Genomic DNA, 23,906 nt, shown 5'->3' with positions numbered 1-23,906 from the left:
TTATGCGACGAATTCTTATTACAGGACATCTCGGCATGCTCGGCAGCGAGCTTGCGCTGGCATGCGAAGATCAGGGCGATGAAGTCACCGGCTTTGATTTGCCTGATGTAGACATCACGAATCGCGACCGCGTTTTGCATCTTGCGGGCGAAGCCGACCCTGAGTTCATATTTCATTGCGCGGCATTTACAAAAGTCGATCAATGCGAGACCGAAGTTGAAACGGCGATGCGCGTCAACGCCATCGGTACACAAAACGTCGCCCTCGCAGCGGAGTCGCTTGGCGTGCCGATGCTTTACATTTCAACAGACTATATTTTTGACGGCACGAAGGACGCGCCGTACGATGAATGGGACGCGGCCAATCCGCAAAGCGTGTACGGGAAATCGAAGTATGCGGGCGAGTGTTACGTGCGGCAATTGACGAATTGGCATTACATTGTGCGCGTGTCGTGGCTGATCGGCAAAGCAGGACCGAATTTCATTGAGACGATTTTGAAACTCGCGCGCGAACGCGATGAGCTTAAAGTGGTTAATGATCAACACGGCTCGCCGACGTTTGTGGCCGACCTTGTGCCGGAGCTCTTGCGCATCAGCGAAAGTGGAGCGTTCGGAACCTATCACGTCACCAATAAAGGTTACACGACGTGGTACGATTTTGCCAAGAAGGCGCTCGAGCTGAAAGGAATTTCCACGCCGGTGATGCCGTGCGCCACGAAAGACTTTCCGCGCCCTGCGCCTCGGCCAAGGAACTCGCGGCTCTCTCCCAAGCTTTATGAACTCGCGCTGGGTAACGAAATGCCGACGTGGGAAGAGGGATTAAAGGATTATTTGAGATAACTAACCAAAATCATGGAAAATGAAAACTGTGAATGGGGTAATACCTATGAGTTTACAAATTTTCGCACTTTCTTAGAATGCGAGAACTTGCATGAGCGAAAAAACCAGGAACGGTTAGGTGCAAATGGAGCATTCATTGATCGAATAAGTGATCTTTTCTTGGTGCCCATCCGTGTGGGAGTAATCCATAATAACACGGAGTCAACTTTGATCGCTTTTTTATGGAACACAATTCATGAACGCTATTTACTTTTCATTGCTCATTACTTAAGATCGCATCAACAAGACGCATACTCAGCCCTTAGGCACGCGATAGACGCAAGTTTTGTTGCATTCTTGATGATAAAGAGAATCGGAGAAATCGAAGGGTATACAAAGCGTCATCGCGAATTTAAGTATGCGAAACAAAGCATTGAGGAATATCTAAAGGCTCAGTCATCACCAAACCTTATGCTTAGTGATTTGGTTAGAATGCATGAACTATGTAGTCAACATGGATCGCACGCAGATTTTATTGCTATCATGAATGGTCGCTTCGGCGGTCAAACAATCAGAAAAGATCGCAGTGATATTAGATTTGACTATTTTCAATATAATAATGACGATGACTTATTTATTCAATCTTTTCTCGGTATGCTGAATAGATTCCTATATATACAAGAGCTATTTGTCGAATTTTGGCAAACTGAAGGACTTAACTGTCAACTTTGGTCACGTGACATAAAGTGTTGCGGAATAGATATTACGAGATCGTTGAAAAAGCATAACATCAAATCAACATGATTCAAGGCGTTGTAACAAAGAAATTGCGGTTGATGCCCGATGAGCGGGGCCGCTTGCTGGAAATTTTGCGCAAGGACGATCCGGATTATTTGCCGATTGCGCAGGTGTATATGACCACCAACTATCCGGGCGTGGTTAAGGCTTGGCACTTTCACAAGAAGCAGTCCGATCAAATGACGTGCGTGAAGGGCATGGTCAAGGTTGTGCTTTATGATGCGCGTGAAGATTCGTCAACCAAAGGCGAAGTGAATGAATTTTTCGTGGGCGAATATAATCCGATGCTGATTGTGATTCCGCCGGGCGTTTATCACGGCTGGAAGTGCATCAGTGAAAGTGAAAGCGTCGTCGTGAATTGTCCGGATCAACTCTACAACTACGACAATCCCGACGAGCATCGCGCCGCGTACAACGATCCGAAAATTCCGTATAGCTGGGATATCGTCTACAAATAGTGCCCGATCTCAAAACACTAAATTCGCAATCGTGGGACGACCGTCTCGAAGCGCGCGCGCATACCTATCAGTTGCGCGGGCGCTTTGCGTTTGCTCATCATCATGTTGTGAAGCATCGGCCGAAGAGATGGCTTGATATCGGCACGGGCAACGGGTTTTTGCCGCAGATCACACGGCCAAAACTGCCCGATGTGCACATCACAGGAACGGATTTCGCTGAAAACGCACTGGCACATGCGCAGGGGCTGGACGAGAAGGTTCATAACGACATTGACAAGGACGGACTGCCGTTTCCCAATGCGAGTTTTGATTTCGTAACCTGCCTTGAAGTGCTGGAGCATCTGGTGTTCCCTGAACACGCGCTGAATGAGATCTCGCGCGTGCTCAAGCCGAAGGGTAAGGTCGCGCTCACGGTGCCGAACATTCAGCATGTCGAATATCTCGGTCAGCTTGTGAGAGGAAAGCTGCCCGGTCCTGCTGCCGACACGCGGCACATGAGCATCTTCACACACAAGTTTGTCGCCAAGCTTTTCGACAATGCGGGCATGGAGGTCATTCACCCCGGCGGTGTGGACGCGTCGCCCGAGTGGCTCGCGAAAATTTCTCCAAAATATCTGTGCAAGACCATTGCTGTAGTGGGGGAAAAGAGGTGAAGGGGGCTTCTCCGAAACGAAATGACATTCTAACGTATAACGAAATGTGCATGATTGAAGGGTCATCTCTGCAGCGTGGCATGAATTACAGATTGGGCGGACGACAGAGTATTTTCTTGATGAGTGTTCGCAGTAACGCACCTTATAATGATTTGATCGATGAGAATGGAAGGGTCTTAATTTACGAAGGACACGATGTTGCTCGAAATGCAACATCAAAGCATCCCAAAGAAGTTGACCAACCTGAAACCCTTGTTAGCGGCACCTTGACTGAGAATGGAAAGTTTTATCTTGCAGCACAATCATTCAAGGCAGGCAAGTCACCGCCTGAGCCAATTCGCGTCTATCAAAAGTTGCACCCAGGCGTTTGGGCATTCAATGGAACCTACTTACTTGTGGATTCATGGCGTGAAAGTGATGACATTCGGAGAGTCTTTAAGTTCCGATTGGAACTTGTTGATGAGGAATTGCGCGCGCTTACTGATCAGGAGCTATCGCACTCTCGATTGATACCAGCATCAGTTAAGGCGGAAGTATTCAAGAGAGATCGTGGACAATGCGTAATTTGTGGCAAAACGGACAACTTGCATTTTGATCACAATTTGCCTTTTTCCAAAGGTGGCACATCCTTGTTAGCCGAAAATGTCCAGCTTCTCTGCGCACGCCATAATCTTGAAAAGAGCAATAAGATAGAATAGCATAAACAGTTCATGAACCACCTCCTTGTCACCGGAGGGGCCGGGTTTATCGGCTCCAATTTTGTGCGGTATATGCTCAAAAAGTATCCGCACCTTAAAATGACAAATCTTGACGCCCTTACCTACGCGGGGAATCTCGATAACCTGAAGGATGTCGCGGGCGATTCGCGCTACCGCTTCGTGCAGGGCGATATTTGCGATGAGAAGAAGGTCGCTGAAGCGATGGACGGCTGCGACGCCGTCATCAACTTTGCCGCCGAGACGCATGTAGACCGCTCGATTCATGCGGGCGATCTGTTCGTGATGACCAACGTCAAAGGCGTCTATGTGCTGTGCGAAGAGGCACGCCGCCGCAAGGTGCAGCGCTTCCTGCATATCTCGACGGATGAAGTCTATGGCTCGCGCCTCGAAGGCTATTTCAAAGAGACCGATCCGCTGTCGCCGTCATCGCCCTATTCCGCGGCAAAGGCCGGCGGTGAACTATTGGCGCGCTCATACTTCGTGACCTATGGTCTGCCTGTGCTGATTACGCGCTCGTCGAATAACTTTGGTCCCTTTCAGTATCCCGAGAAATTGGTGCCGCTGTTCACGACCAATCTGATTGAGAACAAGCCCGTTCCCGTTTATGGCGACGGCAAGCAGGTGCGCGATTGGCTGTTTGTCGAAGATCAATGTGACGGACTCGATCTCGTTTTGCAAAAGGGCGAAGTCGGCGAAATCTATAATTGCGGCTCGCACAACGAAGAGTTCAACATTGACGTCACACACGCGATTCTGAAACTTCTGGGCAAGGGCACGGACCTGATTACCTACGTGCAGGATCGCCCCGGCCACGACCGCCGTTACGCCGTGGACACGGAAAAAATTCAAAAGCTTGGCTGGGTGAAGAAGCACAACTTCAAGCAAGGTCTCGAAAAAACTGTCAAGTGGTACGTCGAAAATGAACAGTGGTGGCGCGACATTAAATTGAAGCAATCGGACTATAAGGCTTGGATGGAAAAGCACTACACGCCACTGGCAAAAGCATAGCGGCCAGTAGAAACTCCACCTTCCTGTTCGTTCAAAAGAAGGCCGTGAAATTCAAAAGAATCACGGCCTTTTGCCTTTTCGTGAACGCTTGTTGAAACCTTTTGCGAGGAGCGAAAGTTCAAAGTCTTAGGATGGATACAAGTTGTCATGGATGGACAGGTAGAAAAATTGATGACCAGGAGGAGCAAATCATGAAGACAATTATTACCTTAACAGCGGTGATGGCGATGCTGTATTGCGGCGCACATTATAGCGAGGCCGCTGTTCCGCACTTCTTCATCGGCGCGAACGCGCAATGGAATGATCCTACCGGAGATTTTGGCGAGGCAGCCGATGAAGTGGAAGGAGCGGTGTGGGACGGCAACGCGGCCGGAGTGATGGGTGGACAATTTGATGCCGGAGTGATTTCCGACAACGGCCAACTGTATTTCGGATACCGTCTGGTGAATTTTGATGAGAAGGACGCTGACGGAAGTGTGGAGTGGAGAAACAACAGCCGCTGGCTCGCCGGTCTGCGCTGGCACGTCATAAATTCACTTGAGGCACCAATAACACCAATACTGGGGGCGGGAGTGAGCGCAGGCAAAACAGAAGGAATTTTCAAACAGCCCGGCCCCGGAGATATGATCATCGCCGAGTTGACTTCCGACATGACCTGGGGGTGGTTCGTGGAAGGCGGCGCCGCATTCAGAATACCCGAAGCTCCCATCGTCCTGAACGGCGGTGTTCAATACCATCGCTACGAGGCTTCGTTTGAGCATGAGGATTTGAACATTGAGTTCAGCATCTCGTACCTTACGTATCAGCTCGGAGCGCAAATCTATTTTTGATGGCCCCGGTCCCGAAAACAAGAAGCCGCAAACACATCCCGTGCTTGCGGTTTTCTTATTTTTCGCGGTACTCTATTACCGCGAGGACGCCCGCGGGCGGAATGCCTTCCGCTCCTAAAACACTATAACTGGTGCGCCGTCACGTCGCGCGGATGGCGCAAGCTTTCCTTGGCAATGGACTCCCAGCGAGACACGCGTCGGCATGTCTCTTCGAGCAGATTGGCTAGCTGCTCCATGTCCTCAAACGGCTTAAGCAGATAGTCACTGGCGCCGCGTTCGACACACTCGATACACTTCTGAATCGTCGTGTATGCCGTCATCATGATCACCTGAACCGTCGGTCGAGCCGTCTTCACGCGCTTCAAAAGTTCAAGCCCCGTCATCTGCGGCATGTTGATGTCCATCAGCACGACGTGAAACTTCTCGAACTCAATTCGCTCGAGTGCCTCGACGGGATTGTTGGACGTGTGCACTTCGTATCCGCGCATTGTCAAAAATGTCTCCAGCGACGACAAGATCAGATCTTCGTCGTCCACTATCATTACCTTGTACGCCATACCTGCTCCTTATGATTGTGCCGGCGGCTCTTCATGCCGCCTGAGCTTTATGTAGAATGTTGCCCCTTCACCCGTCCTGCTGCGTAAGGTCAAGTCCCCGCCGAACCGGTGCATCATGTCAGACGAAATCGAAAGCCCGAGGCCCGTCCCTTGGCCCTGCGCCTTCGTGGTGAAATAGGGGCGAAAAATCTTGTCCTGCAAGTTCTCCGGTATTCCGGGGCCGTTATCTGAAACAGACAGTATCACTTCTTCGTCTGTGATCACTTCGGTCTTGATAACAATCTTCGCGCCGTTCGCACCCGTGTGCGGAATGTGGCTCGCTAAGGCGTGTACGGAGTTCTGCAGCAGGTTAACAATGACCTGACTCAATCCCGTCGCGGAAGCTGTAACCGGCGGAACACTTTCCGCAACGTCAATTTCAATGTCACATTTTCCGCGAGCTTCGTGGCGAACCAGCATGACCGATTCATCCACAACCCTGCGAATGCTCACCGCTTCAAGTTGCCCGTTGTCCTGCCTGCCAAACGACTTGAGAGTGTTCAGCACCGACTCGATTCTGCGGCTTGCCATATCCACTGCGGCAACAGCTTCATTCATCTTCTGCAGGAATGTTTCTGCCTGCATGTTTCCGAGTTTTCCGCCGCTTGCCAGCGTGGCGTGCTGAATCACTGGAGTCAAGGCAGATATCATCATCTTCAAATTCGCAGCGTTTACCCGGCTGAACGTGTTCGGATTCTGAATTTCATGCGCGACGCCGACGGACAGATTACCTATCGTCGCCAGCCGCTCGCGGCGTGCTTCGACCAGCACTGCCTTTTCGTCGGCGGTTATATCGCGTATGTCAATCAGAAAATGCGCGGGACTATGCACGAGCTGTGTGATTTCCGCGCTCAGCAGTTTCTCCGTGCCTCCGATAGTTTCCTTCACACGAATTCGCCCACGCTTGCCCTTGACGGCTTGTTCAAGCTCGCGGACGAGCTGCGAATAAGTGGTCGTGCCTTCCGCTGCAATTCCCGCGTGCGAGAGTCCCAAGCCGAAATGACGTCCAAGTGCCTTTTTGCGGTAGTCAGGGTCATGAATTTCGAGAAGTTTCTCAACTTGCACGTTGACTTTCCACAGAACAAGATCGCCGTCAACCACCAGCAACGCGTGCGGAAGAGAATTAAGAATCTCGTTTTCACGCTGAATGATCTGTCGCTCAAGCCGCGTGACTTTGATCAACTGCAACAACTGCCATGGATTGGTCAGGCAATCGTCTGAATCAATGATTTCGTCCGAAGGGCCAAGCTCGTTTCCCGGCAATGCGCTCGACCAGCCTGGTGAGATAACCACTCCAAGTGGATTGATTCGCCGCGGCCCCCGCAGGGCATCGAGGATCTCTTCCAGGGAAAGCTCGCCGTCCGAACTCTCAAGCCAGAACACGTCCGCATTGAAGTCGGATACCAGCCCGAGCGCCACAAGACTACTGTGAACGCACTTTACTTCCATTCCCAGACCGCGCAAACTCTCAGGCAGCGGATGCGGCTTTTCCCATTCGTTGGATAGCCACAAGATCCGCCCGCCCGACCCCCATGAAGGTCCGGACGTCACGCTTATATCAGTCGGCAGAAGTGCCGAACTGCCAGGGGACGAATCGCCGGGTGTGCCCATTTCGACTCTGCTGAAGCAAGGAGGGTGCCAGCACCTGTGGGCTAAATTCCACGACAGTGCCTCTTCATCAGGCACTTGAGAAGAACCACTTTTCCCATAGTTGTATATATAACAATATGTTACAACAAAAATCTCATATCCTAAACCAAGAAAAGCCCGAGGCTTGACTATTGACTGCGGTTTATTGGTCACCTATATTGCATCGCCTTTGGCAGGAGGACTCAATTTGCTCCAGTCCTGCCGGGAACCTCACAAGGTGCATTGGGGTTTTTGGACTAACATTCCCCAATTCGTGCCTTCCACTTCGACAAACGAGGCAAGCTGACCATGGCCACGCGGGCAAAAACACCCCCCTCGAAACCGGTAAAGAGCAAGAAAACTGCCGCTGTGAAGTCCACACCGGACAGTAAGGCTGCTGTGCGAGCCAAACCGGCCAAGTCACCATCCGCCTCTTCTGCAGCAAAAAAAACTACCGCACCATTGAATAAAGCCGCGAAAAGCAAAAAGACAGCACCACCGGTTGCAGCTGATGCCACTTTAGATGACATCAAGCCCGTTGTTGTTGAACAAGTGTCTGCCGCTAAGGTGAAAGTCGCCAAGCCTGCTTCACCGTCTGAGATCGAAGAAAAGAAGCCGGCTAAGCGTGGACGCAAACCAAAGAATCCGCTCGGCGATGAAAGTGATGATGATATCGAGCTGGACGAGAAACCGGCTGGACGAGGACGAAAGAAACCTGTCGTGGAATCTGATGACGATGATCTCGAAGAAGATGATGACGACTTCGATGACGATGAAGAAGATGATGATGACGAGGTCCGGCCTGCTCGCGGTAAGAAGAAAGAGAGCGGAAAGAAAGGTGTGCGCGGCCGCCGGCGCAGCGCCACGGAAGAGTTCCTCGAAGAGGACATGGAGGAAGTCGAAGAAGTTGATGACGTCGAGATTCTTGATGATCTCGATCCGTTTTCAAGCGCGCTGATTCTCGATCCCGAACTGGCGGGACCTCCGCCTGCTCCGCCTGCACAGCTCCCGCCACGGCCAAAAAGACTTGCTCCCAGAATGCTGACGTGCGCCGATTGTGGTCAGCAATTTGGCTGGCTGTCCATCGAGAAGGTCTGCTTTAATTGCCTGAAAAAGCGCGTCGCGCAGCGCAAGAAGGATGAAGACTATTCAGGATACGGCGGTCCTGACGACGGTGGTGGTGACGACGACTACTAAGATTTAGGAGCCCGCTCAAGGTAGCGGGCTTCATTATCTCTGTGCTTGTTTTCTTGTGATAAACTCACTTATATTGTTCTGAGGAAATAATGGCCCTGCTTTTCATGCTCCTTGCAGCACTGCCCGCGTGGGCGATTGGCCCTGCACCGGTCTCGCGTTCACTCGGAGAGATTGCCGTACAGGAAGCAAACCTCGCCGCACTCGATTCCGCGGCTCGCATTGAACGCGGAATTGCGCTGCTCGAACAATTCCCTGATGATGTGCCTGCAGGACGCGAAGTGCAAAAGGCAATCGGCAAATTGCTTCCGGACTCACGAGCTTATTTTCGCACTCGGTACGAAAGGCTGAACACATCGGCCACATTCTATCTGTATGCACGCGCGACGAACTTCACGTTGGAGGAAAGTGAAATCGAATCCTGGATCGAGCGTGAGCCCGATAATTTCTGGCTCCGGCTCTGTCATATGGCTGCCGAGTGGCACAAAGAGACTCCCGATCTTAATATTGTTGAAGAGCGCGTTGAACAGGCGATACAATTGAATCCGTCCCGACCCGAAGGCTACAGCTTTTTGGGAATGCTTTATGACGAAAGAAACGACTTGAAGTCTGCGCGCGAGGCCTATGAGTCCGGTCTGGTCTGTGACCCGCAGGACGAACACATGCGTTCAAGATTGCTGGATATTTGTCTGGGGCAGCGTGATGCTCAAGCCTATTTCGCTCTGATCAATAATCTCGTGCCCGAGAGTCCGCTGGACGTTGAGTTGGGCACGATCGGCGCACCTGAGAAGAAGGTAAAGCCCGATGACCTGCGCGGCAAAGTCTCTCTGCTGGTCTATTGGTCGATGGGCTCCGAGATATGTATCAATCACACTCTTGCCGAAATGAACAAGGCCATCAATGAAGAAAAAATCAAATGGCCGGTTTATGCTGTCCATCTCGGAGGTAATCAGGCTGATGCAAGTTCGTTGATCTCCGAAACTGACCGCAACGGCACTCGCTGGAATGTCAATTTCATTCAGAGTGCTGATGCGCTGGATTTGCGACTTGATTCACCCAAGAAGCCCTGCGTTTTCGTCGTGGGCGCGGACGGATATGTCCACGCATTGGTTCATGGTAAGGGTCACGAACAGGATTTGCTCGACAGCGTTATCTGGCTTGCTGAACAGGTTCAAGCAGGCATGTAATCCGCCTGTATTGAATGACTGCAATTGCTGATGATTGCGCAGCGTTGAACACCGCAGTTTGACTGCGTTTGATATAGTTTGAGGATAGTACTATATTATTGATGCTTTTCTAACCCACAAAGGAGTATCGAATGGTTAAGGAATTCAAAGAGTTCATCATGCGCGGGAATGTGCTCGACATGGCTGTCGGTATTATCATGGGCGCGGCCTTTGGACCCATTGTCGGTAAGCTCGTCGATGGGATTCTAATGCCGCCGCTTGGTCTTGTTCTTGGAAATGTTGACTTCTCCAATATCTTTCTTGTTCTGAAAGATGGTACTCCCGCCGGTCCGTACAATTCCTTTGAAGCCGCAAAAGGCGCCGGCGCTGTTGTGATGGCATGGGGCATCTGGTTCAACACCATCATTACATTCTTGATTACGGCCTTTGCGATTTTCCTTGTCGTCAAAGCGGCAAATGCCGCGCGCCGCAAACAGGAGGCCGCTCCCGCTGCACCACCGGCTCCTCCGAAATCCGAAGTCCTGCTTGAAGAGATCCGTGACCTGTTGAAAAAGAAATAAGATATACGATGAACAATCTGACTAAAATTTTTCTCGCCCTCTTCGTTCTTACCGCTGCCGCGATTGCCGCGGAGCAGCCTGAACCGACCCCGTGGAAAGCCGAATTCTCAACCGGAATCCTTACCACACAATCCGCCTATTCCGACAATTGGACCGGCGGCGAAGCAGGATCCATCAATTGGATTGCTTTTTATAACAGCACCACGAAGCGTCAAATCACACGCAATTGGTACAATCAGTACGATTGGAAACTTTCATTCGGTCAAACGCATATTCAAGACAAGGAATCCAAGGACTGGCAGAAGCCCACGAAGTCTGAAGACAAAATTCGCGGCGACGCAATCCTGCGCCTGACAAAAGGCTGGTTCGCAGATCCCTATTTCGCGTTGACGGTCGAATCGCAGTTTCTCGATGCGTCAAGTCCGTACAACACGCGCTACGTAAATCCGCTTGAATTGACCGAATCCTCTGGTCTCGCGCGTACCATTGTAAACATTCCCGACAAGACACTCTTGACGTCGCGGCTGGGCCTTGGTTTGCGTCAGCGATTCACTCGCTATGATGACTTTTCTGATTCCACCGATACGTCTCCGGGTACAAAGTCCGAATCTACCATGGACGGCGGTGTCGAATGGGTCACTGACTTGAAACTTGGTTCAGCCACCAGCAAGTACAGTTTCGACTCAAAACTAACCGTCTTCCAAGCGTTATTCAATTCAAAATCTGATGAAGCTGTCAACGATTATTGGAAAACCGCCGACCTCAACTGGGACAACATCCTCAGAGTCAAAGTGTCTTCACTGATCAACGTCGGATTGGCCTGGCAACTCTTGTATGACAAGGAAATTGACCTCGGTGGCCGACTGAAGCAGGCGTTGAGTGTCGGACTGGTCTATAACTGGGCCAATTACGACAAGGAAGCTGAAAAGAAATAAGAACTGCAAATTTGCAAATGTAAAAAGCCCGCTCATTTCGAGCGGGCCTTTTTTATAACTTTAGACTGAAAGTATTTATCTATTTTAATAGGACAATCTTCGCGGCAACGGATTCGAATTGTGTGACCAGCTTGGCAAAGTAGATACCGCTCGCGAAGCCGCTTGCGTCAAACTGCACGCTGTGCGCGCCGATCGTTCGAAACTCCTCGGCAGACCTCCAAACCTCCCGTCCTAAAACATCAAATATGGTAATCACGCTGTGTGCCCCGTGCTTCAGCTCAAACGACAGCGTCGTGGATGCGTTAAATGGATTCGGGAAAACAACCAACTCTATGCTCTGTGGGAGTTCAACTTCATTATCCACGGAAGTAATCGTATCCGTCAACCACGGAATAAATTGAACAGGCCCGGTGATCGTGTCTCCCAAGCCAAGCGGGTTGTCCGTCTCGTGATACGGTCCACTTGCGTCGCCCCAATAGTTGAAACGAGCGTCAGTTTGCGCTGAACCGTCAAGCGCATAACCGCAATCAACAAAAACGTTATTCCTCATTGTGTGCGGCATCCCCTGCCACGGACCCCCGCTTCCGCCAATTGAAGGCAGGCCGTTCAGGCTGTCGTGAACGAAGCGGTTGTTCTCGATCAAAGCCGGATATCCTACGTACGGCCAAATGTCGTCAGCCGTCACATAGCCCGCGCACTCAACGAAGCTATTGCCAAAAATGAGCGCGCCTCGCCCAGTTGGTGTAGTCGTGTAAAGTATCCCCAACGCGCCCGCCGCCATTTGTCCAACATTTAGTCCCGTACAGCGAATGAAGGTATTGCCTGCTATTCTCGCCGAATCAGGCAGCACCGCGCCGATCCTGACGGCGTGGTTTCCATATACACAATCAAGGATTGTATTGTTAATGAATATTGGCATTGTGTCACCTATTGATACCGCGCTTTCAAAAGGTGACATGATAGCCGGGCCGAACGTGCAATTCTTTACAGTGTGAGGTCCACGGCTAGCCGAGAGCAATCGCATCCCGCCGTCACAGGAAAACTCGCATGAATCGAGTATGGATGAACTGACGTTTACAAGGCTTCGCATTCCGCTCTCAAAGCTTGAAAATTTGCAAAGCCTTGCCAAAAGTGTGTTGCCATATCTAACGATGACGCCTGTAAACAAAACCGATCTGAAGTCACATGCTTCAAGTCTAACAATGGCGCCAATGCTGTCCTGTTTCTGATTAAAGCCGTAATATGCAGAATCAATAATACAGTTGCTAATCACTGTTCCATCTGCCCAACTTCGAATACAGTCACGACCTCCGTTCCGGAAATAAAAATCTCTGATTATTGCTGACGATGAGCGTTGTAGAACAAGCAACGGAGTTGAATCTGGAAGCTCTAGATTCGCTATGTCAATGACAGGCTGGACTCTCTCGCCTAACATTGAATCAACTTCTCCAAGCATCGTAAAAGAAATTGCAGGAGCAATCAGCGCCTCTTCATATGTCCCCAACGCGACCATGAGCGTGTCATTTTCAGAAAGAGAGTCGAGTCCTTCTTGAATGCTATCGAATTCGGCCGGAATATGGACGATTCGGGCAAACAGCGATTCGAAAAGACATATGATGAGTAGGCAAATTCCCACGGATCAATTACAGGCATCCCGCGCCAGATGTTCCCCATTCCAGACACCCGTAAGCTTTACAAATGTCAATGAACTCTTCGCAACATGCGTCAATGTCTTCTTCTTCATCAGTACATGGAATCAAGCACACATACATAATATAGTTGCCCGACGTCATGCTCGTAACATTTGTGCTATCCGCGCATAAGTTGTTGCCGCAGACGCTTAATGTGTTAACAGTTGCAACAGGTGCGACTCCAGGTGGATCAGTATAGATACTTACACAAGATGCGCAGTGACCGCAATTGTTTTCACCGCAATCCACAATAGCCTTTAACTTGTAGGTTCCCCCGCAGTCCACGTGGAAAGTGTAAGATGTACAACCAATTAAGGAGTTACAGTTTGGCGCTGCTGAGCACTCCCTATCCGATCCGATAACAAGTTTATTACACCCCGGATCATCCGTCTGCCCAAATACCGTCGTGCAGTACAGCAGTTGCAATATGACCCACAAAACATGTCTCTTCATCGCAACCTCCTATTGTTTGGCGCCCCGCCCCCAGCCGAGGCGGGGTTGCTGTCATTATATCAAAAAAAAGCTGACTTTGTCAAGAGAGTTCACCAATTCCACGTTAATATGTCATTTCAAGCCGTTTAAGTGAAAACTTCTCAACACGATAAAAACGGACGACATTGCTGCCGCCCGCTGTGAAAATTCCTGTTAGAAACCGTACAACTATCTTCTTCGATTCGCCATTTTCCCGTGCGCAACGCCTTCGTGACAGATTAAGCATCGTCGCTCGTTCATGTGATCCGGTAAGGTTGAGTTGACGAGCGTTTGATGACATGCCACGCAATTATTCGTGACGATGTCTTCACCGGATTCCTTCAGCCGCATCAGTTGCGGATCGCCAAATGTGAACACATACGAGTGCCGCGCACCATGCTCCATTTTCGTCGCATACTTCCCGACGAAATCATTCGGCGTGTGACACTCGTTGCACGTGATGTGACGGTGACTCGACACCTTCCAGCCGTCGTAAGCGTCCTTCATCACATGGCAATTCACGCATGCCAGCGGATCGTCCTGAAGGTACGAATACGCCTTACTGTAATAGGCCGTGTACAGCCCAAGCGCCACGAATGCGCCAAGCAATATCGCCGTCAACGAGACCAGAAATGAGGGTTTCTTCATGCTCTAAACCCCGGCTATTTGGTCAACGATGCGACATCAAGCTTGCCGTGTTTTGCCAGAAGTTTCGTCGCTGAAAGCTCCGCCTGCCGCGCAAAGTCTATTGCGTCACCCAACATGCGTGTCGCTTCCTGAGGACTGTGGAATCCCATCGAATTCTCCGCCGATACAAAATCCCAACGGATGTGTGCCTTGCGATGCAGCTTCCTGCACTCTTCAAGTTCCGCATCCGTCGCTCCCGCCGCAATTGCTGCCTTGATTGCGTCAATCGCCGCGATGATGGCAACTTCCGACCTGTCCATCAAATTATAGGTCCGGTCTTGAATCTCCCGAATCCGCATCGCCATTTCGTCCTCGCTCTCGCGATGGCATGTCAAACACGCGTTCGTCAAATTCATATACGGCGAGCGTATCCAATGGTCTGTTATCTTGATGGATCCGTCCCTCGTGTAAGGCATGTGGCAATCCGCGCAGCCCACGCCGCTCCGCGAGTGAATACCGCTGCTCCACATTTCGTACTCCGGATGCTGCATCTTCACCATCTTCGCGCCCGTCTCCGCGTGAACCCAGTCATAGAATCCGATGGAATCGTAATAAGCTTCTATCGAGTCAATCGAAAGCCCCTTGTCCCACGGGAAGGTTACATAATTTGTCTCCTTCTGCCAGTAATACTCCACATGACACTGTGCGCAGGCGTCCGTCCGCTTCAAATTCTGATCGTGCGCTTTGATGTCTATCCCCCTCCGCGTCTGCGCTTCTATGTATGCAGGCCGCCGCACGAGCAACTCCATCGTCTCCGAGTTGTGGCAGTCGCCGCACGATATCGAATGCTTGAATCCGTGCTTTTCCACAAGTTCCTTAACCGGTGTCTTGTAAAATGCTTCAGCTCCGTTCTCTTCGATAAAAAGCGGAACTTGCGGACTCTTGCACGTCATACACGACCCCGGCTTCTTGTCGCCAAGTCGTTTTATCTCGAGCATGTCCGGAAGGGCATTCATATGCCCGCGCTCTTCGTTATAGTCAACGCTGAACGAGTAGCCCGCGAACAACCGAACCATTCGCGGGTCCTTTTCAAGCTTCGAAAACGATTCTGATCCGCCATATCTTGCATACGGACTGATCTTCGCAAGCTCCGACGTCTTCATCGTCTTCATATAAGCCGCATATTCGCGCGGGAAATTCGCCTTCCACTTCTCGGGATCCGGCTCGCCCCACGAAATCTCCTGAGTCTTGATATAGGAATAGCGGGCTTCCTGCTTCTTCTCAAAAATGTCCGTCAGCAGCCACACCAGAAAAAGAACGGCCACTGCGCTGATGAAAAACAAAAGTATGGGTGCGGCTGCGCCGCGCGAAGATAATAACTTTTTCATGAGAGGTTCTCCTTGTTCGGGATGCCCTTAAGGTACGGCGGTCAGGAACTTAAATCAACCACCCCATAATATTGACCACCGGTGTCCTAATTACAGTAAACTCTATATTTAAGATAAATTTGTCCAAAATCGAGAGGCACTAAAATATTGTTTATTATACGCCATTGCACCTATCTTCTCAAACGGTTGATTTTCTGCTCAAACAGCCGTATCTTACGTGTCTATAAAATCCGTAAACTAACCGCTGTTCGGAAGGAGGTGAACTTTTAGCCATGCCATTTGTCAAAGCCCGAGAGGGTGAACCTATGGAGCGCCTTGTGCGCCGCTTTCAGAAGGCCTGTGAAAAGTCCGGAATCCTGTCCGAAGTCCGCCGCCGTCAATTCTACGAAAAACCCTGTGAAACGGCCAAGCGGGAACGCAGCCAAGCTGAGCGTAAGATTCGCAAAATCAACCGAATCCTCCGCAACCGCTAAACTCTGATTGCCTTTCCAAGTCGCCCGAACAGCTTTCTGTCCGGGCGATTTCGCTTTCATTATATGTATCCGCGTTGCGCCTGTGCTTCCGCTTGAATAAATTGTAAGTCACTCATGCATATCCTTGATATCCTCATCATCTTCCTACTCATCGGCTTCGGCATCGGCGGAATCCGGCGCGGCTTCCTCTTCGAACTGATGATCACCATCGGTCTTGCGGCAAGCTTGCTCCTGACGCTGCTCTTCCGGGACCAATTACAGGATATCGCCGGACGCTTCGCCGACCCCGGTTGGGAATTGCGCTGGGCATCGGGTCTGGTCTTCCTGCTTTTCTTCCTGCTTATCTACCTTGTCTTTGCCTATTTCGGACACCGTATGCACACGTGGATAGACGGCACGAAACTGAAATGGCCCGACCGAATTCTCGGCCTGCTCGGCGGAACGGCAAAAGGAATCTTCCTGCTTGCCGCTTTGGTCATGGTCATTCAATGGGCTGATGCAAGCGGAAATATGAGCACCTTCATGAATAAGTCAAAACTTATTCGCGAAGGAAAGAAAGTCGCCTTCAGCATCACCCACTGGGAGAGCTGGGAAAAGCGCAGGTGGGTATGATTGGTGAAGAAACCCTCCTCGCTCTCGAATGGGAGCGGGTTATCTCTATTGCCGCCGGCTTGGCCGCTTCACCCCTCGGGGCGGAGCGGCTTTTAGCACTCGATGTTCCCGTCTCAAAGAACCGCGCTGAACTTCTGCTTATTCGCACACAGGAAATGGTTCGTGTGCTCACGGAGACGGACGGCGGATTACCCATGGATGGTCTTGCCGACGTTCGCGAACCACTCTCGCGTGCCGCTATTGAGGGAGCAAGCCTCGACCCGCTTGACTTACGCAAGATTGCCGAATCCATCGCCTGCTATAATCGTGTCCGCGTGCAGCTTCACACGCGAGGTGAATCACTCCCCGAACTGGCAGGACTTGCCGGCCGTCTCTGGGACCACGGCCGTATCGCCAAACAAATCGAATCCGCCATTGATCTCAACGGCGAGCTCTTTGATGATGCGTCTCCCGACTTGAAACGGCTCCGTCACGAACGCCGCAAGGAAAACAAGCACCTCGAGGACCGGCTCGGATCCATCATGCAGAAATGGGCGGACCAAGGCTATCTGCAGGACAGCGTCGTCAGTTTCCGCGACGGCAAACTCGTTCTCCCTGTGCGCGATGATGCCAAGCACAAAGTGCAGGGAGTGATGGTGGACACCAGCGCCTCCGGCGCCACCGTCTTTCTTGAACCCGTCGAAACACTTCCTATTTCCAACAAGCTTCGGCAACTCGAACTCGAAGAAAAGCGCGAAATTCATCGCATTCTTTTGAAACTCACAGCGCTTGTCCACGAGCACCTCGAAGAGATTATTCTCTCGCTTGAAATCATGGCCGAGTTCGATGAGCTTTATGCGCGCGCAAGACTCGCGCTGCGTTGGGAAGGCACTGCGCCGGAACTCAATGATATCGGTGTCATCCGGCTGTGGCGCGCCAGGCATCCGCTCTTGATTGAGCGCATGCGCGAAAAAAAATTACAGTCCGTTGTTCCGCTCACTTTAGAAATCATCCCCCCGATTCGCACCGTCGTTGTTTCCGGCCCCAACGCCGGCGGCAAAACGGTGGCGCTGAAAACCGTCGGTCTCTTGAGCCTGATGGCTGGCGCGGGCTTCTTTATTCCCGCTTCCTCCGGAAGTCAGCTCCCGTACTTCGAAAGCATCTGGGCTGACATCGGCGACGCGCAATCCCTCGAAGGGGATTTGTCAACTTTCACCGGTCACGTCGCGCGATTGCGAAAAATGACAGAGGAATCCGCGCGCAGCAAGCTCCTGCTTGTGGATGAAATCGGTTCCTCCACCGACCCCGCAATTGGTGCCGCACTCGCGCAAGCCACGTTGCTCGAATGGACGATGCAGAATGCCGTCAGTGTCGTCACCACACACCATGGCTCGCTGAAAGCCTTCGCGCACGAAACCGAAGGTTTGGTGAACGGCTCAATGGCTTTCGACGAACAAAGCCTGACTCCAACATATCACTTCCGTGAAGGATTGCCCGGCTCAAGCTACGCCCTCGAAATTGCCCAGCGAGTCGGATTTCCTAACCGTGTCCTGACTCGTGCACGCTCCTTCCTCGATAAGGGCGCGCTCGGTCTCGAAGAACTCGTCAGCGAACTCTCACGCAAGATCGAGGAATACGAAAAACTGCGCAAAGAGTCCGACCTGAAGCTCACTCAGTACGAAGCGCTCTCCAAACTCTATCAGGAGCGGTCTGACGAACTGAAGAAAATCAAGGCGCAAGCCAAGAAACAGGCTCTCGCGGAAGCGGAAAAGCTTGTCGAAGAGTCGCGTAAGGAAATCGAAAAGCTCGTTCAGCAGATTAAAGAACAGCAGGCTGAAAAAGCCGCCGTCACGTCCGCGCGTGAAAAATTGCGTGCGCTTCGCGAAAAAGTCGAAGTCGAAAAGACAAAAAATGTCAAGGAGCTGAAGGAACCGGTTCCTGAAATTCGCCGTCCGCAAGCCATTGAAGTCGGCTTGCATGTCGGGGTGGACGGCGTCGAAGGTGAAGGTGTGGTCACAAATCTGAAGCGCGGCGGCAAACAGGTCGAAGTCGAAATGAACGGCATGCGCTTGTGGTTCGATGCGTCGCGGCTCTACATGCCCGACCTCTCGAAAAAGAAAAAGTCGGCACAAATCAAAGTCAACGTGCAAATGAGTGATGAGCGCATCACCGGCGAACTCGATCTGCGCGGCAAGCTTGGTGATGAGGCCGTTCCCATGATTGACCGCTATCTTGCTGTCGCTTCAGAACAGCGATATCCCAGTGTCAAAATCATTCACGGCAAAGGCACCGGCGCGCTGCGCGTCCGCGTTCGTGAGTTTCTTCAGCGGCACCCTCTGGTCAAAAATATGCATGACGGAGGCGCCAATCAGGATGACTTCGGCTCCACCGTCGTCGAGCTATATTAAGGAGAGCATCCCTTTATGCTACCGGCGGCCTCCGGCCGTCTGCGCATCCACTTCTTTGATTCCGCGTCCCACTCGCCTCGTGCACGGTTTCCAAAACCTCTCTGACCCACCTCTTGCCTCCCGGAAGCCTCTCCAAATTTCAAGCATCTATTGTTTTTTAAGAATTTGTAATTGTATTGACATAAAAATTCTTCTTGACAAATTAATTTTTCGGTTGTAAATTACACCCATGAACGCCGCGAGAATTATCTCCGACCTCGAAGTCGCCGCTCAAATCCTCAATCAGGAGCGACAAGAGCTGCTTGACCTCCTGAAAGAGTCCCATTCCGCCAGTTCGCTTGCCCGCATTACCAATCGTCCGCGCCAGCAAATCAACTATCACCTGCGTGAACTTGAAAAACGCGGATTCATCAAGCACGTCGAAGACCGCAGGCGGGGAAACTGCATCGAACGGGTGCTCGTGCGCACCAACGATGTGCTCTACTTCAGCCCTGATGTTCTCGGCAAAATGGCGCCTGCCCCGGAACGTGAACCTGACAAACTCTCGGCTAACTTTCTGCTCGCTACCGCTGCGCGTCTGATTCGTGACCTCGGCCGTGTGATGCAAAAAGCCACGGAGCAAAAAAAGAAAGTCGCGACACTGACTTTCTCTGCCGAAGTTTCCTTTGCGAGCGCCGACGAACGCGCGAAATTCGCTGCTGAAGTCACCGATGCACTGACTCGCATCACCGCAAAATACAATAATGATGCTCCCGACTCGCGGAAATTCGCGTGGATGTTCGGAGCGTATCCAATCGTCAAAGATGATTAAAAGGGGAACAACCATGCCGGTCTATAAGCAAATCGAAGGGAATCACCGCGCCATAATCGGCGAATTTGAATTTGATCTCGCACCGCAGGATGTCTGGAGAGCTCTCACCGACCCCGAAGAAATCGCCAACTGGTTCAGTCTGCGCGCGCGTGTCGAAGGAAAAGTGAACGGCGAAATTCAATTCGATTGGAAGCCGCTCTTTGATTTCGAGTGGATTGACCGTATCACCATCTGGGAACCTGACAAAAGATTGGCCTTCGCTCCCCGGCCTGAAACCGTCGCCAAAGAGGGACTCGACTACCTCTGCGAGTTTGTCATCACCACCGGCAAAGGCAAAACCAAACTGACGATGGTTCATTCCGGCTTCTCAACTGACGCCAAATGGGATGATGAGTTCGATTCCTACTTCGGCGGCTGGAACTATGAACTGTTCTCGCTTTCACATTATCTGACACATCACTTCGGAAAACAGCGCCGCCTCATCTGGACGGCACTCAATTACGCCGAACACGGTATTACGAATCCCTACAAACATCTCGCGGACTCCACCGGTCTGTTTGCGGAAAAGAGCCTTCGCAGCTTCAAAGTCGGCGATACCTTTCGTTTCCCACTGAATGAGTCCGAAATCATTCAAGGGAAAGTCGTGCAACTCGAACCGGACGGCCACGACCAATTCGCGGGCGTCATCGAGAGTTTGAATCAAGGTCTCTTTCGCATCGGTGCCGGTCAGCGTTTCTTTTTTGCCTGGCTTGCCCTTTACGACATGGACGAGCAGCGTGCCGTGAGAATCGAAAAACTCTTTCACGAAAGATTCGCCGCCGCGCTTGCCCAACCGGCATAAAAAAAACGGGCAGCCGCATGGCCGCCCGCTTATGAAACCAGCGCGTCGAATGCTACTTCAGATAAAGCAGTTTGCTCGTCTGCACTGTCGTGGCCGATGTCGCGCGAACGAAATACAATCCGGCCGCTCCTTCCGGTGACCACTGCATACGATGTGTGCCCGGTGTCAGGTTGCTCATCCGGTTCGCATACACTTCGCGTCCCAGCACGTCCGTAATCGTAATGTTGATGTCGCGCGCGCTGCCGACCGCAAACTCGAGCGTCGCGATTCCGTTAAACGGATTCGGATAGCTGTTCACCAATGCAAAACTCTCCGCCATCGCAAGCGGTTCATCGCCGACCGCCGATCCGGCAATCACGTCAGTTGGATAGCGCAATGTGATTTGATAGCCGTCCGTATAAGGAGAGCTGTTGTCAAACTGCGTCACGATGCCGCGCACCGTGAACGGACCCGACGGCTGCGGAGCCGTGCCTGCCTGCGAATCTCCGTCAAAGCGAATCGTCAGCGTTCCCGCTCCGTCCGTCACTGTGATATTCGCATTCTGACCCGAACCCGACGGCCACGGATCGCCGCCGACAATCGTCACATTGCGAACTTCGACCAGCATGCCTTCAAATGCTTCGAGGAAGGATGCGCCCGTCAACACCAGAGGAGTTATCTCGCCCGTTCCTTCGAGTACCTCGACTTGGAATGTGCAATTACCCGCGCCTGAAGCGAGAATCTCTGTCAACCCGTTGAACTGACCGACCCAGCCCGATACCTCCACGCAGTCGCCTTCCGTAATCCCTGCCGGAACTGTGCCGCGGAACACGTTAACTCCCGCGTTGTCATCCTGAATAAAGAAGTTCGATTCCGTCAGGCTGTCCAGCGTGTAATTGTTGACATTCACGATGCCGCGCACAACAACAAATTCACCGAGCAAAGTCGGCACACCGTTGTCGTCGTTCTCGCGCAAATCTTCAAGGATCGCGACAATCGGATCGCACGGTTCGCCGCTGTTCGGCGCGCCCGGAGTTTGAGTGTCCGCGCTCGCCCAGTCCGTCGCGTTATTGTCCGTATCCGAATGATCAGGAATACGCGCCAGAGGATAGTTCACACCCTGTGACGGAAACGGATCCGGAGCGTTCGTGCCGCCTTCGCCCGTGCAATTGTCGTCCGCATCGCACTGTCCGTAGCAAAGATGGTCAACCGTTTGCCCCTGCGCGTTGCGCAAATCTATGCCGTCGCAGGACACCGCGTCCGCGCTGCCAGCGTTCTGCCAATCGTGCGGTGAAACCTGATCAACGTTTTGCACCGCCGATCCGCCGACGACGTAATATCCGTCATTCGGAATCGTGCCGGTCAAGTTCACCGTAAAATATACCGCGCCACCGTTGCCGTTGATTCCAACCAACGACCAGCCGTCAAGATCCGTCCCTGCCGGACCGTAAATTTCGGTATAGAGAATGTTCGTGTCGTCGGTCCCCTGATTGTCATAGAGAACCTCGTTGATCATCACCTGTCCGAATGCCATCGGCGCAAGCAGACACAACATTAAAACCGCTTTCAAACGCATCTTTCGTCTCCTGATTTATCTTATGAAAATAGAAATTTCTGTTTAGCTTCTGTCCACGAACTGCCATCTGCCGTCCAGTTTCGGACGGAGCGGCTCAATGTGCGATTTGATATACTCAATGACCGCCTCACGCATATAGACTCCGGATTCCACCGCCGCTTGACTGCGCAATGCCGAGAGTTTCTCCATGCCGGAATTGCCTTCCAGCAGATAATCCGTCGTCACGAGTCTGTAGGTTTTGTCCGGTTCGACAGGCTTTCCACCGATTTCCAGCAAAATCACTCTGTCGCCGCGCTCGCGCGTGCGGTCAACCTTCACGCGCATACCGCCCACATACAAGCCGCTGCCACCGTAGGCGACCTTGTCTTCGATCATCTCCTTGATAAACGCGCCCGTCACTTCCACCGCGCCGAGTGTGTTGTCAAACGGAAGCACATTAAAAACATCCTGCGGAGTCAAATTCCCGCCCGGCAAGTCCGTACGTACGCCGCCTTTGTTCGTGATGGAAATATCTCCTTTTAGCCGCCACAGCATGGCATCACACACCAGATTACCCAAGGCGGATTCCGCTTCGCCGATGCGTGTTATCGGCTGTTCAGCCTTGCCAATTACATCGTTGAATCCGACCTCCACGCGAGCCACAACCGTGTCAATACACTCCGCAATCTCCCGGTCGCGCGGAAATTGATCGGAGAACAGCGTTATCAGTGTACTCTCGTCGGAAAAATTCTTCCACCCCAAGAGCTGTCCCGTCGCCACGTCAAACTCAAATTCCACGGCCATCAGATTCGTCCCCCGGCCGTACCCCTGAAAACACGGCGTATGCGTCACCGGGTCAACCCAGGGCTCGACATACCCGACGTGAATATCGCCGGCGAACAATATGTCTATTCCCGGCACCCGGCGCGCCAATTCAAAGGAGTTGCGAACATAAGGTGATTTCCACCCCTCCTTCTCACGGCGTTCGAGGTCGTCCCACGCATCCCAACGGTCAAACGGCAGTCCCAAATGGCAGGCCGCGATAATGACATTGCAGCCCAGCGCGCGTAAACTGTCGCGATACTTTTCGAGAGTTGTTGTTTCCGGTGCGAAATAAAGATTCCGCACATTCTCTTCAAAACTCGCGCGCTCCGTTCCCGAAGTCGTAATCCCGATGATTCCGACTTTCAGCGGACCGTATTCCTTGATGATATACGTGCCGCAAAAATTCGTCGTGTCCCCGTTCGTGATATCATAGGTATTCGCGGACAGCGTGGGAAACTCCGCCATCCTGATTAACTTCTCAGGCACATGACGGCCGAGGTCAAACTCATGATTGCCGAGCACCCAAGCGTCATACTTCACTTCGTTCATGAAGCGCATCACCGCTTCACCTTCGCTCTTCGTGCCCACGAGGGTACCCTGAAAAATATCACCCGTGTCGAGCAGCAGAAAGCCCTTGCCGTTCTCCTGTGCGTGCTGCCGCAATCGCTTTGCAAGCGTTGCCAGCGAAGCGCCGCCGCCGAGCTCCGGCGGAAACTCCGGATTCATAAACGTCGCCTTCGACGAATCGACGCCGCCGTGTACGTCATTTGTGTTACAGATGACCAGTTTGTAGGTTTCCGCCTGCGCAAACTGCGCCGCGACCACCAACAGCGCTATGCAAATCAAACTTCTCTTCATAAA

Annotated in this window: 23 protein-coding genes; 16 read left to right on the top strand and 7 right to left on the bottom strand. The window is 51.9% G+C overall.

Annotated elements, in window-relative coordinates; all coding sequences use genetic code 11:
• The first annotated feature begins 2 nt into the window (after positions 1-2).
• The 7 genes from rfbD (at position 3) to HUU59_05670 (ending at position 5,284) form a co-directional block, all read left to right on the top strand.
• The gene (rfbD, locus tag HUU59_05700; protein NUO18925.1) at positions 3-839 is read left to right on the top strand and encodes a dTDP-4-dehydrorhamnose reductase; all 837 of its coding nucleotides are present in this window, start codon (positions 3-5) and stop codon (positions 837-839) included.
• A 12-nt stretch (positions 840-851) separates the two neighbouring features.
• Positions 852-1,622 (top strand): hypothetical protein, encoded by a 771-nt coding sequence (locus HUU59_05695; GenBank protein ID NUO18924.1) that lies wholly within the window; start codon positions 852-854, stop codon positions 1,620-1,622.
• Positions 1,619-2,074: a dTDP-4-dehydrorhamnose 3,5-epimerase family protein gene (locus HUU59_05690; GenBank protein ID NUO18923.1), complete on the top strand. Its 456-nt coding sequence runs from the start codon at positions 1,619-1,621 to the stop codon at positions 2,072-2,074. Before HUU59_05695 ends, HUU59_05690 begins: the two co-directional genes overlap by 4 nt.
• Positions 2,074-2,727 carry a class I SAM-dependent methyltransferase gene (locus HUU59_05685; GenBank protein ID NUO18922.1) on the top strand — a complete coding sequence of 218 codons (654 nt, stop codon included), beginning with the start codon at positions 2,074-2,076 and terminating at the stop codon, positions 2,725-2,727. The genes HUU59_05690 and HUU59_05685 overlap by 1 nt, the downstream gene beginning before the upstream one ends.
• 44 nt (positions 2,728-2,771) lie before the next feature.
• On the top strand, positions 2,772-3,425 hold the full coding sequence (locus HUU59_05680; GenBank protein ID NUO18921.1) for an HNH endonuclease: 654 nt from the start codon (positions 2,772-2,774) through the stop codon (positions 3,423-3,425).
• A 12-nt stretch (positions 3,426-3,437) separates the two neighbouring features.
• Positions 3,438-4,454: a dTDP-glucose 4,6-dehydratase gene (rfbB, locus tag HUU59_05675; GenBank protein NUO18920.1), complete on the top strand. Its 1,017-nt coding sequence runs from the start codon at positions 3,438-3,440 to the stop codon at positions 4,452-4,454.
• A gap of 191 nt (positions 4,455-4,645) precedes the next feature.
• Positions 4,646-5,284 (top strand): hypothetical protein, encoded by a 639-nt coding sequence (locus HUU59_05670; GenBank protein NUO18919.1) that lies wholly within the window; start codon positions 4,646-4,648, stop codon positions 5,282-5,284.
• Between the two features lie 122 nt (positions 5,285-5,406).
• Here HUU59_05670 and HUU59_05665 read toward each other — a convergent pair whose 3' ends face one another.
• Both HUU59_05665 and HUU59_05660 read right to left on the bottom strand, forming a co-directional pair.
• The gene (locus tag HUU59_05665) at positions 5,407-5,841 is read right to left on the bottom strand and encodes a response regulator (protein ID NUO18918.1); all 435 of its coding nucleotides are present in this window, start codon (positions 5,839-5,841) and stop codon (positions 5,407-5,409) included.
• Positions 5,842-5,850: 9 nt separating this feature from the next.
• Positions 5,851-7,491 carry a hypothetical protein gene (locus tag HUU59_05660; protein ID NUO18917.1) on the bottom strand — a complete coding sequence of 547 codons (1,641 nt, stop codon included), beginning with the start codon at positions 7,489-7,491 and terminating at the stop codon, positions 5,851-5,853.
• Positions 7,492-7,878: 387 nt separating this feature from the next.
• Between HUU59_05660 and HUU59_05655 the strand changes: the two genes are divergently transcribed.
• The 4 genes from HUU59_05655 to HUU59_05640 all read left to right on the top strand — a co-directional run bounded on the left by HUU59_05655 (position 7,879) and on the right by HUU59_05640 (position 11,385).
• The gene (locus tag HUU59_05655) at positions 7,879-8,706 is read left to right on the top strand and encodes a hypothetical protein (protein ID NUO18916.1); all 828 of its coding nucleotides are present in this window, start codon (positions 7,879-7,881) and stop codon (positions 8,704-8,706) included.
• 89 nt (positions 8,707-8,795) lie between these two features.
• Positions 8,796-9,890, top strand: coding sequence for a hypothetical protein (locus tag HUU59_05650; protein ID NUO18915.1), 1,095 nt, complete (start codon positions 8,796-8,798; stop codon positions 9,888-9,890).
• A gap of 131 nt (positions 9,891-10,021) precedes the next feature.
• Complete coding sequence (mscL, locus tag HUU59_05645; GenBank protein NUO18914.1) at positions 10,022-10,450, top strand: large conductance mechanosensitive channel protein MscL; 429 nt, start codon at positions 10,022-10,024, stop codon at positions 10,448-10,450.
• An 8-nt stretch (positions 10,451-10,458) separates the two neighbouring features.
• The gene (locus HUU59_05640; GenBank protein ID NUO18913.1) at positions 10,459-11,385 is read left to right on the top strand and encodes a hypothetical protein; all 927 of its coding nucleotides are present in this window, start codon (positions 10,459-10,461) and stop codon (positions 11,383-11,385) included.
• Between the two features lie 79 nt (positions 11,386-11,464).
• On the opposite strand, the gene HUU59_05635 is transcribed toward HUU59_05640, so the two are convergent.
• From HUU59_05635 to HUU59_05625, 3 genes are all read right to left on the bottom strand, one after another.
• Positions 11,465-13,021 carry a T9SS type A sorting domain-containing protein gene (locus HUU59_05635; protein ID NUO18912.1) on the bottom strand — a complete coding sequence of 519 codons (1,557 nt, stop codon included), beginning with the start codon at positions 13,019-13,021 and terminating at the stop codon, positions 11,465-11,467.
• A gap of 715 nt (positions 13,022-13,736) precedes the next feature.
• Positions 13,737-14,195 (bottom strand): cytochrome c nitrite reductase small subunit, encoded by a 459-nt coding sequence (gene nrfH, locus HUU59_05630; GenBank protein NUO18911.1) that lies wholly within the window; start codon positions 14,193-14,195, stop codon positions 13,737-13,739.
• A 14-nt stretch (positions 14,196-14,209) separates the two neighbouring features.
• Positions 14,210-15,517, bottom strand: a complete 1,308-nt coding sequence (locus HUU59_05625; protein ID NUO18910.1) for an ammonia-forming cytochrome c nitrite reductase subunit c552 — start codon at positions 15,515-15,517, stop codon at positions 14,210-14,212.
• 317 nt (positions 15,518-15,834) lie between these two features.
• On the opposite strand from HUU59_05625, the gene HUU59_05620 reads away from it, so the two are divergent.
• From HUU59_05620 to HUU59_05600, 5 genes are all read left to right on the top strand, one after another.
• Positions 15,835-16,035: a 30S ribosomal protein S21 gene (locus HUU59_05620; GenBank protein ID NUO18909.1), complete on the top strand. Its 201-nt coding sequence runs from the start codon at positions 15,835-15,837 to the stop codon at positions 16,033-16,035.
• A gap of 114 nt (positions 16,036-16,149) precedes the next feature.
• Positions 16,150-16,647, top strand: coding sequence for a CvpA family protein (locus HUU59_05615; protein NUO18908.1), 498 nt, complete (start codon positions 16,150-16,152; stop codon positions 16,645-16,647).
• The gene (locus tag HUU59_05610; GenBank protein ID NUO18907.1) at positions 16,644-19,034 is read left to right on the top strand and encodes an endonuclease MutS2; all 2,391 of its coding nucleotides are present in this window, start codon (positions 16,644-16,646) and stop codon (positions 19,032-19,034) included. Before HUU59_05615 ends, HUU59_05610 begins: the two co-directional genes overlap by 4 nt.
• Before the next feature lie 229 nt (positions 19,035-19,263).
• Complete coding sequence (locus HUU59_05605) at positions 19,264-19,845, top strand: helix-turn-helix transcriptional regulator (GenBank protein ID NUO18906.1); 582 nt, start codon at positions 19,264-19,266, stop codon at positions 19,843-19,845.
• A 13-nt stretch (positions 19,846-19,858) separates the two neighbouring features.
• Positions 19,859-20,686 (top strand): SRPBCC domain-containing protein, encoded by an 828-nt coding sequence (locus HUU59_05600; GenBank protein NUO18905.1) that lies wholly within the window; start codon positions 19,859-19,861, stop codon positions 20,684-20,686.
• A 52-nt stretch (positions 20,687-20,738) separates the two neighbouring features.
• On the opposite strand, the gene HUU59_05595 is transcribed toward HUU59_05600, so the two are convergent.
• Both HUU59_05595 and HUU59_05590 read right to left on the bottom strand, forming a co-directional pair.
• Positions 20,739-22,241 carry a lamin tail domain-containing protein gene (locus tag HUU59_05595; GenBank protein ID NUO18904.1) on the bottom strand — a complete coding sequence of 501 codons (1,503 nt, stop codon included), beginning with the start codon at positions 22,239-22,241 and terminating at the stop codon, positions 20,739-20,741.
• 42 nt (positions 22,242-22,283) lie between these two features.
• Entirely contained in the window at positions 22,284-23,903 is a 1,620-nt protein-coding gene (locus tag HUU59_05590; protein ID NUO18903.1) for a bifunctional metallophosphatase/5'-nucleotidase, read from the bottom strand.
• Between the last annotated feature and the right edge of the window lie 3 nt (positions 23,904-23,906).

This window comes from bacterium (assembly GCA_013360195.1).
Taxonomy (GTDB): domain Bacteria; phylum Electryoneota; class RPQS01; order RPQS01; family RPQS01; genus JABWCQ01.
This window is presented reverse-complemented; position numbering and strand designations above follow the sequence as displayed.

Bases quoted from the DNA above. Each gene is read 5' to 3' on its own strand.
- rfbB (NUO18920.1), top strand. From the start codon at position 3,438: ATGAACCACCTCCTTGTCACCGGAGGGGCCGGGTTTATCGGCTCCAAT.
- HUU59_05695 (NUO18924.1), top strand. From the start codon at position 852: ATGGAAAATGAAAACTGTGAATGGGGTAATACCTATGAGTTTACAAAT.
- HUU59_05665 (NUO18918.1), bottom strand. From the start codon at position 5,841: ATGGCGTACAAGGTAATGATAGTGGACGACGAAGATCTGATCTTGTCG.
- HUU59_05620 (NUO18909.1), top strand. From the start codon at position 15,835: ATGCCATTTGTCAAAGCCCGAGAGGGTGAACCTATGGAGCGCCTTGTG.
- HUU59_05680 (NUO18921.1), top strand. From the start codon at position 2,772: ATGTGCATGATTGAAGGGTCATCTCTGCAGCGTGGCATGAATTACAGA.
- HUU59_05650 (NUO18915.1), top strand. From the start codon at position 8,796: ATGGCCCTGCTTTTCATGCTCCTTGCAGCACTGCCCGCGTGGGCGATT.
- rfbD (NUO18925.1), top strand. From the start codon at position 3: ATGCGACGAATTCTTATTACAGGACATCTCGGCATGCTCGGCAGCGAG.
- HUU59_05615 (NUO18908.1), top strand. From the start codon at position 16,150: ATGCATATCCTTGATATCCTCATCATCTTCCTACTCATCGGCTTCGGC.
- HUU59_05605 (NUO18906.1), top strand. From the start codon at position 19,264: ATGAACGCCGCGAGAATTATCTCCGACCTCGAAGTCGCCGCTCAAATC.
- HUU59_05600 (NUO18905.1), top strand. From the start codon at position 19,859: ATGCCGGTCTATAAGCAAATCGAAGGGAATCACCGCGCCATAATCGGC.
- HUU59_05610 (NUO18907.1), top strand. From the start codon at position 16,644: ATGATTGGTGAAGAAACCCTCCTCGCTCTCGAATGGGAGCGGGTTATC.
- HUU59_05670 (NUO18919.1), top strand. From the start codon at position 4,646: ATGAAGACAATTATTACCTTAACAGCGGTGATGGCGATGCTGTATTGC.
- HUU59_05690 (NUO18923.1), top strand. From the start codon at position 1,619: ATGATTCAAGGCGTTGTAACAAAGAAATTGCGGTTGATGCCCGATGAG.
- HUU59_05660 (NUO18917.1), bottom strand. From the start codon at position 7,491: ATGGGCACACCCGGCGATTCGTCCCCTGGCAGTTCGGCACTTCTGCCG.
- mscL (NUO18914.1), top strand. From the start codon at position 10,022: ATGGTTAAGGAATTCAAAGAGTTCATCATGCGCGGGAATGTGCTCGAC.
- HUU59_05590 (NUO18903.1), bottom strand. From the start codon at position 23,903: ATGAAGAGAAGTTTGATTTGCATAGCGCTGTTGGTGGTCGCGGCGCAG.
- HUU59_05640 (NUO18913.1), top strand. From the start codon at position 10,459: ATGAACAATCTGACTAAAATTTTTCTCGCCCTCTTCGTTCTTACCGCT.
- HUU59_05595 (NUO18904.1), bottom strand. From the start codon at position 22,241: ATGCGTTTGAAAGCGGTTTTAATGTTGTGTCTGCTTGCGCCGATGGCA.
- nrfH (NUO18911.1), bottom strand. From the start codon at position 14,195: ATGAAGAAACCCTCATTTCTGGTCTCGTTGACGGCGATATTGCTTGGC.